This window comes from Streptomyces rapamycinicus NRRL 5491 (assembly GCF_024298965.1).
GTDB lineage: Bacteria > Actinomycetota > Actinomycetes > Streptomycetales > Streptomycetaceae > Streptomyces > Streptomyces rapamycinicus.
In genome coordinates this window covers 7,669,989-7,687,347 of sequence record NZ_CP085193.1, presented here as the reverse complement: position 1 = coordinate 7,687,347, position 17,359 = coordinate 7,669,989, and the positions used below count along the sequence as shown (strand labels likewise).

Annotated in this window: 1 protein-coding gene; it reads right to left on the bottom strand. The window is 74.2% G+C overall.

The window, feature by feature from the left end; all coding sequences use genetic code 11:
- Positions 1-59: 59 nt before the first annotated feature.
- Complete coding sequence (locus LIV37_RS31990; protein ID WP_254807125.1) at positions 60-17,315, bottom strand: type I polyketide synthase; 17,256 nt, start codon at positions 17,313-17,315, stop codon at positions 60-62.
- Positions 17,316-17,359: the final 44 nt, after the last annotated feature.

Genomic DNA, 17,359 nt, shown 5'->3' with positions numbered 1-17,359 from the left:
GGAATCCGGAAGGCCTTGTCACTTCACGCCGGCTACGGCACTTCACGGCTACGGTCACTTCAGGAGATCCCGAATTCCTTGCCGATGAAGTCGAAGAGGTCGTCGTCCGTGGCGGACTCCAGCTCCTCGGCGACCCCGGCGCCGTCTTCCGGTCCTCGGTTGTCATTCCATTGCGCGAGCAGGGCCTGGAGCCGCGCGGTGACCCTGCTCCGGCCCTCGTCGTCCGGGGCGGCTCCGGCCAGGGCCAGGGACTTCTCCAGCCCGTCGAGCTCCGCGAGCAGCGAGGTGACCGCCGACGCGTCGTCCGGCAGGATCTCGCCCCTCAGGTACTCGACCAGTGCGCCCGGAGTCGGGTAGTCGAAGACCAGAGTCGCCGGGAGGCGGACTCCGGTCGTCGCGTTGAGACGGTTGCGGAGCTCGACCGCGGTGAGCGAGTCGAAGCCGACCTCGCTGAACGAGCGCGCCGGGTCGACCGTCTCCGGGCCGGGATAGCCGAGGACGGCCGCCACCTGGGTGCACACCAGCTCCAGCAGCACCTCCTCGCGCTCGGGCCCGGAGAGCCCGGCGAGCCGCTCGCGCAGCGCCTCGGCACCGGCCGCGGCGGCCGCCGCGGACTCGGCCGCGCGGCGCGCGGGGGCCCGGACCAGGCCGCGGAAGAGCGCGGGCAGCATGCCGCTCCCTGCCTGTGCCCTGAGGGCGGCCATGTCGAGCGGCAGCGGTACGAGTAGCGCCTCGTCCGAGTTCTGTGCGACGGCCTGTGCGGCGTCGAACAGCTCCATGCCGGTCTCTGCCGTGAGTACGCCGACCCCGCCGCGCCGGATGCGGGCGCTCTCGGCCTCGTCCAGCTCACCGCCCATGCCTCCGGCCACCGACCACAGGCCCCAGGCGAGGGAGGTGGCGGGCAGGCCGCCTGCGCGGCGGTGCTGGGCGACGGCGTCCAGGAAGGCGTTGGCCGCCGCGTAGTTGCCCTGACCGGGGCCGCCGAAGACGCCCGCGGCCGAGCTGAACAGGACGAACGCGGACAGGTCCGCGTCCTGGGTCAACTCGTGGAGGTTCCACGCCGCGTGTGCCTTCGGGCGGGCCACGGTGGCCAGGCGCTCGGGGGTGAGCGAGCCGATCACTCCGTCGTCCAGGACGCCCGCCGTGTGGATCACGGCGGTGAGGGGGTGGGTGGTGGGGATCGCTGCCAGGGTTTCGGCCAGGGCGTTGCGGTCGGCCGCGTCGCAGGCCGCCCAGCGGGGTTCGGCTCCCAGGTCGGTGAGTTCGGTGGTGAGTTCGGCTGCGCCGGGGGCGGTTTCGCCTCGGCGGCTGAGCAGGAGGAGGTGGCGTACGCCGTACTTGGTGACCAGGTGCTTGGCCAGGAGGGTGCCCAGGGTGCCGGTGGCGCCGGTGATGAGGACGGTGCCGTCGGCATTCCACTCGGGTGCTCGGTTCTCCGTCGCCGTCGCCACGGTGGTCCGCGCCAGCCTTGGCGCCCTTGGGGCGCCGTCGCGGAGGGCGATTTGGGGTTCGCCCGTTGCCAGGGCGGTGGCCAGGGTGTCCTGGGGCTTGCCCTTTCCGTCGGTGTCCACGAGGACGATGCGGTCCGGGTTCTCCGCCTGGGCGGAGCGGGCCAGGCCCCAGATGGCGGCTTGGGCCGGGTCGGTCATCGGCTCGGCCGTGCCGGTGCTTACGGCTCCCGTGGTCAGAAGGACCAGACGCGAGTCCGCGAAGCGCTCTTCGGCCAGCCACTGCTGGAGTAGGGCCAGGGTGTGGGTGGTGGCGTGGTGCGCCGTGTCGGCCGGTGAGGAGCTTTCCCCAATTTCGCCCCTTCCCGTAACCATGGGCTCCGCCCCTGGACCCCGGTCCTCAAGCGCCGGACGGGCTGGAGATGCCGCACCGTCCGAGTGCGCGCCTGGGCGCCCTTCGGGCGTGTCCTCAATCGCCGGACGGGCTTGATTTGCCACGACGTACTTCGGGAGCGGCGTGCTGCCGGAGGCGATCGCCTCTGCCAGTGCCTCCAGGTCCGCGTACGTCTGGAGGCCCAGGGTGTCGGGGCCCACTGCCGCCCAGTGGTTGGGGGTTACCTCGGTGGACTGGGCCGGGACCGGGAGCCAGTCCAGGCGGAAGAGGGAGTCGGACGGGCTGCCGGGGCGGGCCGCGCCCAGCTGGTCCGGGGAGATCGTGCGGAGGGCCAGGCCCTCGACCGATGCCACCGGGGCGCCCGTTGTGTCGGCCAGCTCCAGGGTCACCGTGCCTGTGGCCGTGCCGTCCAGCCGCACACGCAGGGCCGAGGCGCCCACCGCGTGCAGGGATACTCCGGTCCAGGAGAAGGGCAGGCGGCCCTGGCCGTTGCCCTCTTCGGCCGCGCTCAGGCCGAGTGCGTGCAGTGCGGCGTCCAGCAGCGCCGGGTGCAGGCCGAACGCGCCCGCGTCGGACTTGCGGTCCTCCGGCAGGCTTACCTCGGCGAACACCTCGTCGCCGCGTCGCCAGGCGGCCGTCAGGCCCTGGAAGACGGGGCCGTAGGCGAAGCCCGAATCGGCCAGGCCCTCGTAGAGGCCCGCTACCTCGATCTTCTCCGCCTCGGCGGGCGGCCAGGCGGTCAGGTCGAACGGACTCTCCGCCATGCCCGCCGTCAAGGCGCCCGTGGCGTGGCGCAGCCACGGTTCGTCCGTCGGGGCGCCCTCGGCACGGGAGTGCAGGGTGAGCGCGCGGCGGCCGGTGTCGTCGGGGGCGGCGAGGGAGAGGCGGAGTTGGATGGCGCCCTGGTCGGGGACGATCAGGGGGGCTTCCAGGGTGAGTTCGTCCAGGCGGTCGCAGCCCGCGTGGTCTCCGGCGCGCAGGGCCAGTTCCACGAAGGCGGTGCCGGGCAGCAGCACCGTGCCCATGACGGCGTGGTCGGCGAGCCAGGGCTGGGTCTGGAGGGAGAGCCGTCCGGTGAAGGCGATGCCGTCCGAGTCGGGCAGTTCCACGGCGGCGCCCAGCAGCGGGTGGCCCGCCGCGTGGAGGCCGATCGCGGTGGCGTCGCCGCCGATGGGTCCGGCGTCCAGCCAGAACGAGCGGCGCTGGAAGGCGTACGTCGGCAGGTCGACCCGCCGCGGGCGGTACGGGGCGTACAGCGGGCCGAAGTCCACCGCGGCGCCCCGGACATGGGCGGTGCCGATCGCCGTGAGCAGCGTCTCGGCCTCGGGACGGCCCTTGCGCAGCGCGGCGGCGAAGGCGGCCACGTCGGCGTCCGCCACGCAGTCCTGGGCCATCGCGGTCAGAACACCGTCGGGGCCCAGCTCGAGGTAGGTGGTGATGCCCTGGGCCTCCATCGTCCGGACACCGTCGAGGAAGCGGACGGCTTCGCGGACGTGGCGCACCCAGAAGTCAGCAGTCATGATCTCTTCGGCGGGGACCAGGCCACCGGTCAGGTTGGACACGATCGGGATGCGCGGGGCCTGGTACGTCAGCCCCAGCGCCACCTCGCGGAAGGCGTCCAGCATGCCGTCCATGTGGGGCGAGTGGAACGCGTGGCTGACGGTGAGCCGCTTGGTCTTGCGGCCCTCCGCCTCGAAGGCCGCCGCGATCTCCAGTGCGGCGTCCTCGTCGCCCGCGACCACGACCGAGGTCGGGCCGTTGACGGCGGCGATGCTCACGCGCTTGCCGACCCGCGGGGTCACCTCGTCCTCGGACGCCTGGACGGCGATCATCGCGCCACCGGCCGGCAGCCGCTGCATCAACCGCCCACGGGCGGCCACCAGCTTCGCCGCGTCGGCCAGCGAGAGCACACCGGCCGCATGGGCCGCCGCCAGTTCGCCGATGGAGTGGCCGGAGAGGAGGTCCGGCTGCACGCCCCACGCCTGGACCAGGCGGAACAGCGCCACCTCGACCGCGAACAGCGCGGGCTGGGTGAAGCCGGTCCGGTCCAGCCGCTCCGCGTCGTCCCCGAACAGCACCGTCTTCAGCGGCTGTTCGAGATGCGGGTCCAGCGCGTCGCACACCTCGTCCAGCGCCTCGGCGAACGCCGGGTAGGCGTCGTAGAGCTCGCGGCCCATGCCGAGCCGCTGGCTGCCCTGGCCGGTGAACAGGACGGCCAGCTTGCCGCCCTCGGCCACCGCGCCCTCGACAAGACCGGTCGTGGTGCGGCCCTCGGCGAGGGCGTCGAGACCGGCCAGGAAGGCGTCCCGGTCGCGGGCGACGAGGGTCGCCCGGTGCTCGAAGGGCACCCGGGAGGTGGCCAGGGAGTGGCCGAGGTCGGCCAGGTACGGCTCGGGGTGGCCGGCCACATGGGCGCGCAGCCGGGCCCCCTGGGCGCGCAGCGCCTCGGGGGTCTTGGCGGACAGCACCCACGGCAGCACGGGCGGCTCGCCGGACGGCAGCACGGACGGCTCGCCGGCCGGAATCCCGGGAACCTCCGTCTCCTCCGGCTCCGGCACCTGCTCGATGATGGCGTGCGCGTTGGTGCCGCTCATGCCGAAGGACGAGATACCGGCCCGGCGCGGACGCCCGGTCTCCGGCCACTCCCGCGCCTCGCTCAGCAGTGACACCGCGCCCGCCGCCCAGTCCACATGCGGCGACGGCTCATCGATGTGCAGCGACTTCGGCAGCACACCGTGCCGCATCGCCTGCACCATCTTGATGATGCCCGCGACACCCGCCGCGGCCTGCGTATGGCCGAAGTTGGACTTGATCGAGCCCAGCCACAAGGGCTGTTCGGGGGACTTCTCCTTGCCGTACGTGGCCAGCAGCGCCTGCGCCTCGATCGGGTCGCCCAGCGTCGTACCCGTACCGTGCGCCTCCACCGCGTCCACCTCGGACGCCGACAGACCCGCGTTCGCCAGCGCCTGCCGGATCACCCGCTGCTGCGAGGGACCGTTCGGCGCCGTCAGCCCGTTCGACGCACCGTCCTGGTTGACGGCCGTGCCCCGCACGACCGCCAGCACCTTGTGGCCGTACCGCTTCGCGTCCGACAGCCGCTCCACCAGCAGCATGCCCACGCCCTCGCCCCAGGCCGTGCCGTCGGCGGCCGCGGCGAACGGCTTGCAGCGGCCGTTCCTGGCCAGGCCGCGCTGGCGGCTGAACTCGGTGAAGACGTCGGGCGTGGTGATGATGGTGACACCGCCCGCGAGCGCCATCGCGCACTCGCCGTTGCGCAGCGCCTGCGCCGCGAGGTGCAGCGCCACCAGCGACGACGAACACGCCGTGTCGACGGTGACGGCCGGGCCCTCGAAGCCGAAGGTGTACGACACCCGGCCGGAGGCGATGCTGCTGGAGCCGCCGGTGCCGAGGTAGCCCTCGACGCCCTCCGGGACGGTGTGCAGCCGGGACACGTAGTCGTTGTGCATCTGGCCGACGAACACGCCGACCTGCTTGCCGCGCAGCGCCCCCGGGTCGAGGCCCGCCCGCTCGAAGGACTCCCAGGAGGTCTCCAGCAGCAGCCGCTGCTGGGGGTCCATGGCCAGCGCCTCGCGCGGGTTGATGCCGAAGAAGGCCGGGTCGAAGTGGTGGGCGTCGTAGTAGAAGCCGCCCTCGCGGGCGTACGAGGTGCCGGGCCGGTCCGGGTCCGGGTCGTAGAACGCCTCGAGGTCCCAGCCCCGGTCCTCCGGCAGCCGGGCGATGCCGTCCCGGCCCTCGGCCAGCAGCTCCCACAGATCCTCGGGGGTGCGTACGTCCCCGGGGAAGCGGCAGCTCATCGCGATGATGGCGATCGGGTCGTCCTCGTCCGTCCCGGCGCCCGCGGGGCCCTCCGCCCGTGCGGGGACGGCGGCCGCCGCCTCGGAGCCGAGCAGTTCCTCCAGCAGGTATCCGGCGAGCGCGGTCGGCGTCGGGTAGTCGAAGACCAGCGTGGCGGGCAGCCGCAGCCCGGCGGCGGCGCCGAGCCGGTTGCGGAACTCCACCGCGGTCAGCGAGTCGAAGCCGAGGTCCTTGAAGGCCCGGCTCGCCTCCACCGCGTCGGGCGAGTCATGGCCGAGCACCACGGCCACCTGGGCGCGCACCAGGTCGAGCAGGGTCTGCTCGCGCTCGGCCGCGTCCAGCCGGACCAGCCGCTCCACCAGCGAGGAGCCGTCCCCGGCCGCGCCCGACTCGGCGGTGCGGCGGGTCGTACCGCCGCGTACCAGACCGCGCAGCAGCGGCGGCACCATCTCGATGGGCGCGCCGGTGAGCGGCGCCAGGTCGAGCTGCATGGGTACCAGGAAGGCGTCGCCCACCTCCTGGGCGGCGTCGAACAGCGCCAGGCCCTCGTCGGAGGAGAGCCCCAGCACTCCGGAGCGGGTCATCCGGGACTTGTCGGTGGCCTCCAGCTCACCGGTCATCCCGCTGGCCTCGGCCCACAGGCCCCAGGCCAGCGAGGTGGCGGCGAGTCCCTGGGACTGGCGGTGGCGGGCCAGGGCGTCCAGGAAGGAGTTGGCCGCCGCGTAGTTGGCCTGACCGGGGCCGCCGAACGTACCCGCGGCCGAGGAGAACAGCACGAACGCGGCCAGGTCCTGGTCGCGGGTCAGCTCGTGCAGGTTGACGGCCGCGTCCACCTTGGGGCGCAGCACCTTCTCCAGCCGCTCCGGCGTCAGCGCGTCGATCACCCCGTCGTCCAGCACCCCGGCGGTGTGCACGACGGCGGTCAGCGGACGCACCGAGGGGATGTCGGCCAGGACGGCGGCGAGCGCGTCCCGGTCGGCCGCGTCGCAGGCGGCGATGGTGACCTCGGCGCCCAGCTCGCGCAGTTCGGCGGCGAGTTCGGCCGCGCCCGCGGCCTGTTCACCGCGGCGGCTGGTGAGCACCAGGCGGCGTACGCCGCGCTCGGTGACGGCGTGCCGGGCGACCAGGCCGCCCAGGGTGCCGGTGCCGCCGGTGATCAGCACGGTGCCGTCCGGGTTCCACGGGGCGGGCACGGTGAGCACGACCTTGCCGATGTGGCGGGCCTGGCTGAGGTAGCGGAACGCGTCCGGGGCCTGCCGCAGGTCCCACGCGGTGATCGGCAGCGCCCGCAGCGCGCCCTGCCGGAACAGCTCCAGCAGCTCGCGCAGCATCTCCTGGATGCGGTCCAGGCCCGCCTCGGTGAGGTCGAACGCCTGGTAGGAGACGCCGGGGTAGGTGGCCGCGACCTCTTCGGGCGCCCGGACGTCGGTCTTGCCCATCTCGACGAACCGGCCGCCGCGCGGCAGCAGCCGCAGTGAGGCATCCACGAACTCGCCGGCCAGCGAGTTCAGTACGACATCGACGCCGCGACCGCCGCTGGCCTCGCGGAACTTGTCCTCGAAGGCCAGGTCGCGGGAGGAGGCGATCCGGTCGTCGGCCAGCCCCAGTGAGCGCAGCGTGTCCCACTTGCCCTGGCTGGCGGTGGCGTAGACGTCCACGCCCCAGTGGCGGGCCAGTTGCACGGCGGCCATGCCGACACCACCGGCGGCGGCGTGCACCAGCAGCGACTCCCCGCCCTGGAGACCGGCCAGGTCGCGCAGCGCGTAGTAGGCCGTCATGAAGACGATCGGCACGGACGCGGCCTGCGCGTACGACCAGCCCTCCGGCATCGGCACGACCATGCGGCGGTCCACGACCACCAGCGGGCCGAAACCGCCGGGCAGCATGCCCATCACCCGGTCGCCGGGCGCCAGGCCGGTGACGCCGGGACCGGTCTCGAGGACGACTCCCGCACCCTCGCTGCCCATCAGGCCCGCGTCTCCGGGGTACATGCCGAGCGCGTTGAGCACATCGCGGAAGTTCACACCCGCGGCCCGGACCGCGACCCGCACCTGCCCGGCCTCCAGCGGCGCGGCGGCCTCGGGGCTGGGCAGCAGGGTGAGGTTCTCCAGGGTGCCCTTGTCCTGGATGTCCAGCCGCCAGGCCGGCTCGCCGGGCGGCGGCACCATGGGCCCGGCGGCGGCGGTGCGTGCCAGCCGGGGGGCGTGTACGGCGCCCCGGCGCAGTACGAACTGCGGCTCGCCGGAGGCGAGTGCGGCGCCCAGCGCCTCGTAGGAGGCGTCGGTGCCGTCGAGGTCCACCAGCACCAGCCGGTCCGGGTTCTCCGACTGCGCCGAGCGCACCAGGCCCCACACCGGGGCGTGCGCCAGGTCGTGGGTCCCGGCGTCGCCGGCGGTGGCGACCGCGCCCCGGGTGACGAGCACCAGCTGGGACGCGGCGAACCGGTCGTCGGCCAGCCACGCCCGGACGAGCGCCAGCGTCCGCTGGGTGGCGGTGTGGACGGCGGCGGTCACCTCGTCCCCGGTGGCGGCGCGCGGGTCGAGATACGCCAGGACGTACGCGGGGGCGTCCCCGGCCGCGGCCAGCGCGTCCAGGTCGGCGTGGATCGCGGCACCGGAGGTCAGCGGGGCGGGCGCGCCCTCGCCGAGCACCGTCCAGAAGGCCGCCGGGCTCTCGGTGGACATCGGCACGGTGGCCCAGTCCAGCCGGTACAGCGACTCGTGGTACGCGGCGGAGCGGCCCTCGGCGAGCTGCCCGGCCGAGACCGGGCGCAGCGCCAGCTGCTCGACCGAGGCCACCGGGGCACCGGTGCCGTCGGCCAGCTCCAGCGACACGCCGTCGGCACCGGCCGGGGTCAGCCGCACCCGGAGCGCGTCGGCGCCCACCGCGTGCAGCGAAACCCCGCTCCAGGAGAACGGCAGCCGCCCCTGCTCATCGCCGCCCGCGCGGGCGAACGTGCTGTGCAGCGCGGCGTCCAGCAGCGCCGGGTGCAGCCCGAACCCGCCCGCGTCGGCCTTGCGGTCCTCCGGCAGCCGCACCTCGGCGAACACCTCGTCGCCGCGCAGCCAGGCCGCGGTCAGCCCCTGGAACATCGGCCCGTACGCGAAGCCGCCCTGCGCCAGGTGCTCGTAGAGCCCCTCGACCCCGGCGGGCTCGGCGCCCTGCGGCGGCCACGCCGTCAGGTCGAACGAGGGCCGCGGGCCACCGGCCACCAGCACACCGCTCGCATGCCGGATCCACGGCAGTTCGGCGGGCGCGTCCTGCGCCCGCGAGTACAGCTCCAGCGTGCGGTGCCCGGCCTGCTGCGGGGCGCCGACGACGATCTGCAGCTGGACCGCGCCGCGCTCGGGCAGCACCAGCGGCGCCTCGATCGTCAGCTCGTCCAGCCGGTCGCAGCCCACCTGGTCACCGGCGCGGATGGCCAGTTCGACGAAGGCGGTGCCGGGCAGCAGCACGGTGCCCATGACGGCGTGGTCGGCCAGCCACGGGTGGCTTTCGAGGGAGAGCCTGCCGGTGAACAGGAAGCCGTCGGAGTCCGCCAGCGGCACGGCCGCGCCCAGCAGCGGGTGGTCGGCCCGGTCCAGACCCGCCGACTCGACGTCGCCCACGAAGCCCGCGGGGGACGTCAGCCAGAAGCGGCGGTGCTGGAAGGCGTAGGTCGGCAGGTCGACGCGGTGGGCGCCGGTCCCGGCGAAGTACGCGGCCCAGTCCGGGGCCACGCCGCGGACGTGCAGGGCGGCGAGGGCGGTGGCGACGGTCTCGGCCTCGGCGCGGTCCTTGCGCAGCGCGGCGGCGAAACCGGCCGCGTCGGCGTCGTTGACGCACTCCTGGGCCATGGCGGTGAGCACACCGTCGGGACCGAGTTCGAGGTAGGTGGTGACGCCCTGGGCTTCCATCGTCCGGACACCGTCGAGGAAACGGACGGCCTCGCGGACGTGGCGCACCCAGAAGCCGGGGCTGGTGATCTCCTCGGCGGAGACCACGTCCCCGGTGAGGTTGGAGACGATCGGGACGCGCGGGGCCTCGTACGTGAGTCCCTCGGCCACCTCGCGGAACGCCTCCAGCATCCCGTCCATGCGCGGGGAGTGGAACGCGTGGCTGACGGTGAGCCGCTTGGTCTTACGGCCCTGAGCCTCGAAACCGGAAGCGATCTCCAGAGCCGCGTCCTCATCGCCCGCGATGACGATGGACATGGGGCCGTTGAGCGCGGCAATGCTGACGCGCTCGGTCAGCAGCGGCGCCACCTCGTCCTCCGAGGCCTGCACCGCGATCATCGCGCCACCGGCCGGAAGCGCCTGCATCAGACGGCCACGGGCCGCCACCAGCTTCGCCGCGTCGGCCAACGACAGCACACCCGCCACATGCGCGGCGGCCAGCTCGCCGATCGAATGCCCGGAGAGGAAGTCGGGCCGCAGCCCCCACGCCTCGACCAGGCGGAACAGCGCCACCTCGATGGCGAACAGCGCGGGCTGGGTGAACCCTGTCCGGTCCAGCTCCGCCGCGTCATCCCCGAACACCACGGTCTTCAGCGGCCGTTCGAGATGCGCGTCCAGCTCATCGCAGACGGCGTCGAACGCCTCCGCGAACACCGGGTAGGCGTCGTACAGCTCACGGCCCATGCCGAGCCGCTGGCTGCCCTGGCCGGTGAACAGGAACGCCACCTTGCCATCCGCCACCGAGCCCTGGACCAGCCCCGCGGCCGACTCGCCGCCCGCCAGCGCCGCCAGGCCCGCGATCAGCGCCGCACGGTCCCCGCCGACCACGACGGCACGGTGGTCCAGCGCGGCACGGGAGGTCGCGAGCGAGTACGCCAGGTCGGTCGGGGAGACGTCCGGCCGCCGCTCCAGGTCGGCGAGCAGCCGCTCGGCCTGCGCCCGCAGCGCGTCGGCGCTCTTCCCCGACACCGTCCACGGCAGCACGGACGGCCGGGCGGCCGGAAGCGCGGAGCCCTCGGCCGGTTCGGGCCGCGGCGCCTGCTCGATGATGGCGTGCGCGTTGGTGCCGCTGACGCCGAAGGAGGAGACACCGGCCCGGCGCGGACGCCCGGTCTCCGGCCACTCCCGCGCCTCGCTCAGCAGCGACACCGCGCCCGCCGACCAGTCCACATGCGGCGAGGGCGCGTCGAGGTGCAGCGACCGGGGCAGTACGCCGTGGTGCATGGCCTGCACCATCTTGATGATGCCCGCGACACCGGCGGCGGCCTGGGTGTGGCCGAAGTTGGACTTGATGGAGCCCAGCCACAGCGGCTGGTCCTCGGTCTTCTCCTTGCCGTACGTGGCCAGCAGCGCCTGCGCCTCGATCGGGTCGCCCAGCGTCGTACCCGTACCGTGCGCCTCGACCGCGTCCACCTCGGACGCCGTCAGACGGGCGTTCGCCAGCGCCTGCCGGATCACCCGCTGCTGCGAGGGTCCGTTCGGCGCCGTCAGCCCGTTCGACGCGCCGTCCTGGTTGACGGCCGTGCCCCGCACGACCGCCAGCACCTTGTGGCCGTTCTTCTCGGCGTCCGACAGCCGCTCCACGAGCAGCATGCCGACGCCCTCGGCCCAGCCGGTGCCGTCCGCGTCGGCCGAGAAGGACTTGCAGCGGCCGCTGGCCGAAAGCCCGCCCTGGCGGCTGAAGTCGATGAAGGTGTCCGGGGTGGACATGACGGTGACACCGCCCGCGAGGGCCATGGTGCACTCGCCGTTGCGTAGCGCCTGCGCCGCGAGGTGCAGCGCCACCAGCGACGACGAGCACGCCGTGTCGATGGTGACCGCCGGGCCCTCCAGACCGAAGGTGTACGCCACCCGGCCCGAGGCCACGCTGCCCGCCGTACCCGTGCCGAGGTAGCCCTCCAGGCCCTCCGGCAGAGCGGTCAGCCGGGAGAGGTAGTCGTGGTACATGACGCCCGCGAAGACGCCGGTCTTGCTGCCGCGAACGGTCGCCGGGTCGATCCCGGCCCGCTCGAACGCCTCCCAGGAGCTCTCCAGCAGCAGCCGCTGGTGCGGGTCCATGGCGAGGGCTTCACGCGGGTTGATGCCGAAGAAGTCGGGGTCGAACTCGCCCGCGTCGTAGAGGAATCCGCCCTCGATGGTGGCGCTGGTGCCGGTCTGCTCGGGGTCGTCGCCCAGCAGTCCCTCCAGCTGCCAGCCGCGGTCGGTCGGGAAGCCGGAGATGGCGTCCACCGAGCCGGTGACCAGCTGCCACAGCTCCTCGGGGCTGGTGACCCCGCCGGGGTAGCGGCAGCTCATGCCGACGATGGCGATGGGCTCGTCGTCGGCGACGGCCACCGTGGCGGCCGGGGCCGCGGCGGCCTCGTCGGCCTGGTCGCCGAGGATCTCGGTGCGCAGGAAGCCGGCGAGCGCGGTCGGCGTCGGGTAGTCGAAGACGAGGGTGGCCGGGAGCCTTACGCCGGTGACGGCGCCGAGGCGGTTGCGCAGTTCGACGGCGGTGAGCGAGTCGAAGCCCAGCTCCTTGAAGGCGCGTGCCGAGCCGACGGCCTCCGGGCCCGCGTAGCCGAGGACCGCGGCCACCTGGCCGCAGACGATCTCCAGCAGCAGCCGGTCGCGCTCGGGGACGGACAGCCCGAGGAGCCGGTCGGCGAGGCCGCCGGGGGCCGCGCCGCCGCCCGCCTCGACCACCCGGCGGCCGGGGGCCCGCACCAGGCCGCGCAGCAGCGCGGGGACCATGGTGGCATCGGCGTGGCGCAGCGGCGCCAGGTCCAGGTGCATGGGGACGAGCGTGGGGTCGCCCACGGCGAGGGCGGTGTCCAGGAGGGCGAGGCCCTCCTCGGAGGAGAGGGCGGCCACTCCGGCGCGGCTGATGCGCTGGATGTCGGTGTCGTCCAGGTCGCCGGTCATCCCGCTGCGCTCGGCCCACAGCCCCCAGGCGAGGGCGGTGGCGGGCAGGCCCTGGGCGCGGCGCCGGTGGGCGAGGGCGTCCAGGAAGGCGTTGGCGGCCGCGTAGTTGGCCTGGCCGGGGCCGCCGAGGGTGCCGGCGGCGGCGGAGAACAGCACGAACGCGGACAGGTCGAGGTCGCGGGTGAGCTCGTGGAGGTTCCACGCGGCGTCCACCTTGGGCGGCAGGACGCGGTCGACGCGCTCGGCGGTGAGCGAGCCGATGACACCGTCGTCCAGCACGCCCGCGGTGTGCACCACGGCGGTCAGCGGATGCTCGGCCGGGATGGCGGCGAGGGTCGCGGCGAGCGCGTCGCGGTCGGCCACGTCGCAGGCGGCGAGGGTGACCTCGGCGCCCGACGCGCGCAGTTCGGCGACGAGTTCGGCGGCGCCGTGGGCGTCTCCCCCGCGCCTGCTGAGCAGCAGCAGATGGCGTACGCCGTGCTCGGCCACCAGATGGCGGGCGACGAGGCCGCCGAGGGTGCCGGTGGCGCCGGTGACCAGGGCGGTGCCCTCGGGGTCGAGGGCGGGGGCGGTCCGCTCGGCGGCGGAGGCGACCTTGGCCAGGCGCGGTACGACCACGGTCCCGGCGCGGACCGCGAGCTGCGATTCGCCGGTGGCCAGGGCGGCGGACAGCGCCCGGTAGGACTCGTCGGTGCCGTCGAGGTCCGCCAGGACGAAGCGGTCCGGGTTCTCGGACTGCGCGGAGCGCAGCAGGCCCCACAGCGGGGCGTGGGCCAGGTCCTCGGTGTCGGCGTCCGTCGAGGTGGCGACGGCGCCACGGGTGGCGATCACCAGCCGGGAGCCCTCGAAGCGGGCGTCGGCGAGCCAGCTCTGGACCAGCTCCAGCGCGCGGTGCAGGGCCTCGCGCACGGCGGTCTCGACGGGAAGCCCGGTGTCACCCGCGAGGAACGGCGCGACGACGGCCTGCGGCACCTGTGCCCCGGCGTCCACGGCCGCGCCGAGCGCGGCCAGGTCGGCGTACCCGGCGGCGGTGGGCAGGGCGGTGGCCAGCTCGGGGTGTTCGGCGCCCAGCACCGCCCACTGCCCGGCCACGACGGTGGTGTTGGCCGGGACCGGCGCGGGGGTCCACTCGACGCGGAACAGCGCCTCGTGGAAGGCGCCGCGCGCGGCGTGCACCTGGTCGGGCGAGACGGGGCGCAGCAGCAGCGAGTCGACGGAGGCGACGGGCGCGCCGCTCTCGTCCGTCACCAGCACGGCCACCGCGTCCTGACCGGCGGGCGAGAGCCGGACGCGCAGCGTGGCGGCGCCCACTGCGTGCAGCCGGACCCCGCTCCAGGAGAAGGGGAGGCGGCCGTGTTCGGTGTCCTCCAGGAGGGAGCCGATGCCCACGGCGTGCAGGGCCGCGTCCAGCAGCGCCGGGTGCAGCCCGAACAGTTCGGCCTCGGCGCGGGCGCTCTCGTCCAGCCGCACCTCGGCGTACACCTGGTCGCCGTGCTGCCAGGCGCCCTGGAGCCCCTGGAACACGGGACCGTAGGCGAATCCGGTCTCGGCGAGCCACTCGTAGAGGCCGTCCACGGGGACTTCGGTGGCACCGGCCGGGGGCCAGGTGGTGAGGTTCTCGGAATAGTCGGAGGGCGTGGTGGCGCCGGCGGCGAGCACACCGGTGGCGTGGCGGGTCCACTCGCCCTCGCCCCAGGTGCCGTCGGGGGCCTCCTCAAGACGCGAGTGCAGGGTCAGCGAGCGGCGGCCGGTCTCGTCGGGGGCGCCCACGGACACCTGGAGCTGGACGCCGCCCTGCGGGGGCAGGACCAGCGGGGCCTCGAGGGTGAGCTCCTCCAGGACGTCCGCGCCCACGTGGTCACCGGCGCGGATGGCCAGCTCCACGAAGGCGGTGCCGGGCAGCAGCACGGTGTCCATGACCGCGTGGTCGGCCAGCCAGGGGTGGGTCTGGAGGGACAGCCGTCCGGTGAAGAGGAATCCGGCGCCGTCGGCGAGCGACACGGCGGCGCCGAGCAGCGGATGGTCGGCGGAGCCGAGCCCGGCGGCGGTGACATCGCCGGTCCAGGGGCCGCGCGGCTCGGGCCAGTACAGCTCGCGCTGGAAGGCGTAGGTGGGCAGTTCGACGCGGCGGGCGCCGGACCCCTCGAAGACCGCCGCCCAGTCGACGGCCACGCCGTGCACATGGGCGCGGGCGAGGGCACCGGCCAGGGCGGTGGCCTCGGGGCGGTCGCCGCGCAGCACGGGCACGAACACGGCGCCGTCGCCGGTGACGCAGTCCTGCGCCATGGCGGAGAGCACCCCGTCGGGGCCCAGCTCCACGTACGTGGCGACGTCGTACTCCTCGAGCCGGCGGATGCCGTCGGTGAAGCGGACCGCCTCGCGGACGTGCCGGACCCAGTAGTCGGGCGAGCAGATCTCGTCGGCGGAGACCGAACCGCCGGTGAGGTTGGAGATGACGGGGATGACCGGCGGGGCGTAGGTGACCTGCCGGGCGACCTCGCGGAAGGCGTCCAGCATGCCGTCCATGCGCGGCGAGTGGAACGCGTGGCTGACGGTGAGCCGCTTGGTCTTACGGCCCCGCGCCTCGAAACCGGAAGCGATCGCGACAGCCGCGTCCTCGTCACCCGCGATGACGACCGACGTCGGCCCGTTGATGGCGGCGATCGACACCCGCTCGGTGAGCAGCGGCGTGATCTCGTCCTCGGACGCCTGGATCGCGATCATCGCGCCACCGGCGGGCAGTTCCCCCATCAGCCTGCCGCGCGCGGCCACCAGCTTCGCCGCGTCGGCCGGCGAGAGCACACCGGCCACATGCGCGGCGGCCAGTTCGCCGATGGAGTGGCCGACGAGGAAGTCGGGCTTGACGCCCCAGGTCTCCAGCAGCCGGAACAGCGCCACTTCGAGGGCGAACAGCGCGGGCTGGGTGTAGCCGGTGCGGTCCAGCAACCCGCCGTCGTCGCCGAACATGACCTCGCGCAGCGGCCGCTGGAGGTGCTGGTCGAGCTCGGCGCACACCTCGTCCAGGGCGCGGGCGAAGGCCGGGACGGCCGCGTACAGCTCACGGCCCATTCCGGCGCGCTGGCTGCCCTGGCCGGTGAAGAGGAACGCGACCTTGCCCTCGGCGACCTCGCCCCGGACGACGCCGCCGGTGGGGGCGTCCTCGGCGAGTTCGGCCAGTCCGCGCAGCAGTTCGTCGCGGCCGCCCTCGCCCGTGAGGACCACGGCCCGGTGGTCCAGCGCGGCACGGGTGGTGGCCAGCGAGTGGGCCAGGTCGACCAGGCCGAGGCCCGGCTCGTCCCGCACCCGGGCGGTGAGCCGCTCGGCCTGGGCGCGCAGCGCGGGTGCGCTCTGCGCGGACACCAGCAGCGGCACCTGCCCGCCGATGCCGGTCCACTCCGAGGGAGCGGTGTCACCGGGGGCCTCGCGGTCCTCGGCGGGGGCCTGCTCGATGACGGTGTGCGCGTTCGTACCGCTCACGCCGAAGGAGGAGATGCCCGCGCGGCGCGGCTGGCCGGTCTCCGGCCACGGGGTGTTCTCGGTGAGCAGGGAGACGGCGCCCGCGTCCCAGTCCACGTCCCGGGAGGGCGCGTCGACGTGCAGGGTCCTGGGCAGCACACCGTGCTCGATGGCCTTGACCATCTTGATGATTCCGGCGACACCGGCGGCGGCCTGGGTGTGCCCGAAGTTGGACTTGACCGAGCCGAGCCACAGCGGGCGGCCCTCGACCCGGTTCTGCCCGTACGTGGCGAGCAGGGCCTGCGCCTCGATGGGGTCGCCGAGGCTGGTGCCGGTGCCGTGTGCCTCGACGGCGTCCACCTGGGCCGGGGTGAGCCGGGCGTCGGTGAGTGCCTGGCGGATGACGCGCTGCTGGGACGGGCCGTTGGGCGCGGTCAGACCGTTGGACGCGCCGTCCTGGTTGATGGCCGAGCCACGGACGACGGCCAGCACCTTGTGGCCGTTCCGTCGGGCGTCCGACAGCCGCTCGACGAGCAGCATGCCGACGCCCTCGCCCCAGCCGGTGCCGTCCGCGCCGTCCGCGAACGCCTTGCAGCGGCCGTCGGGCGCGAGGCCGCGCTGGCGGCTGAAGTTGATGAACGCGCGCGGGCTGTTCATCACCGTGACGCCGCCGGTGAGCGCCAGCGAGCACTCGCCGTTGCGCAGCGCCTGGATGGCCAGGTGCAGTGCCACCAGCGACGCCGAGCACGCGGTGTCGACGGTGAGCGCCGGGCCCTCCAGGCCGAAGGTGTAGGAGATCCGGCCGGAGATGACGCTGGCGGCGTTGCCGGTGAGCAGATACTGCTCCACGCCCTGCGGCAGCGTGTGCATCAGCTCCGGGTAGTCCTGGCCGTTGGTGCCGACGAAGACACCGGCCTTGCTGCCGCGGAGCGTGGCCGGGTCGATCCCGGCCCGTTCGAACGCCTCCCAGGACGTCTCCAGCAGCAGCCGCTGCTGCGGGTCCATGCCGAGGGTCTCGCGCGGGCTGATCCCGAAGAACCCGGCGTCGAACTCGCCCGCGCCGTCGAGGAACCCGCCCTTGTCGGTGTAGCTGGTGCCCTGCTCGTCGGGGTCGTCGGCGAAGAGCGCGTCGACGTCCCAGCCACGGTCCGTGGGGAAGTCCGCGATGGCGTCGCCGCCCGCGGCCACGAGCTCCCACAGCTCCTCCGGAGACGTGACGCCTCCGGGGAACCGGCAGCTCATTCCGACGATCGCGATCGGCTCAGGCTCCTGCGACTCGACCTCGCGAAGACGCTGCCGCGTCTGGTGCAGATCGGCAGTTACCCGCTTGAGGTAGTCGAGGATCTTGTCCTGATCCGCCATTGGAGTCTCACCCATGCTTCTCGTCACAAACCTTGCGCCCTCGG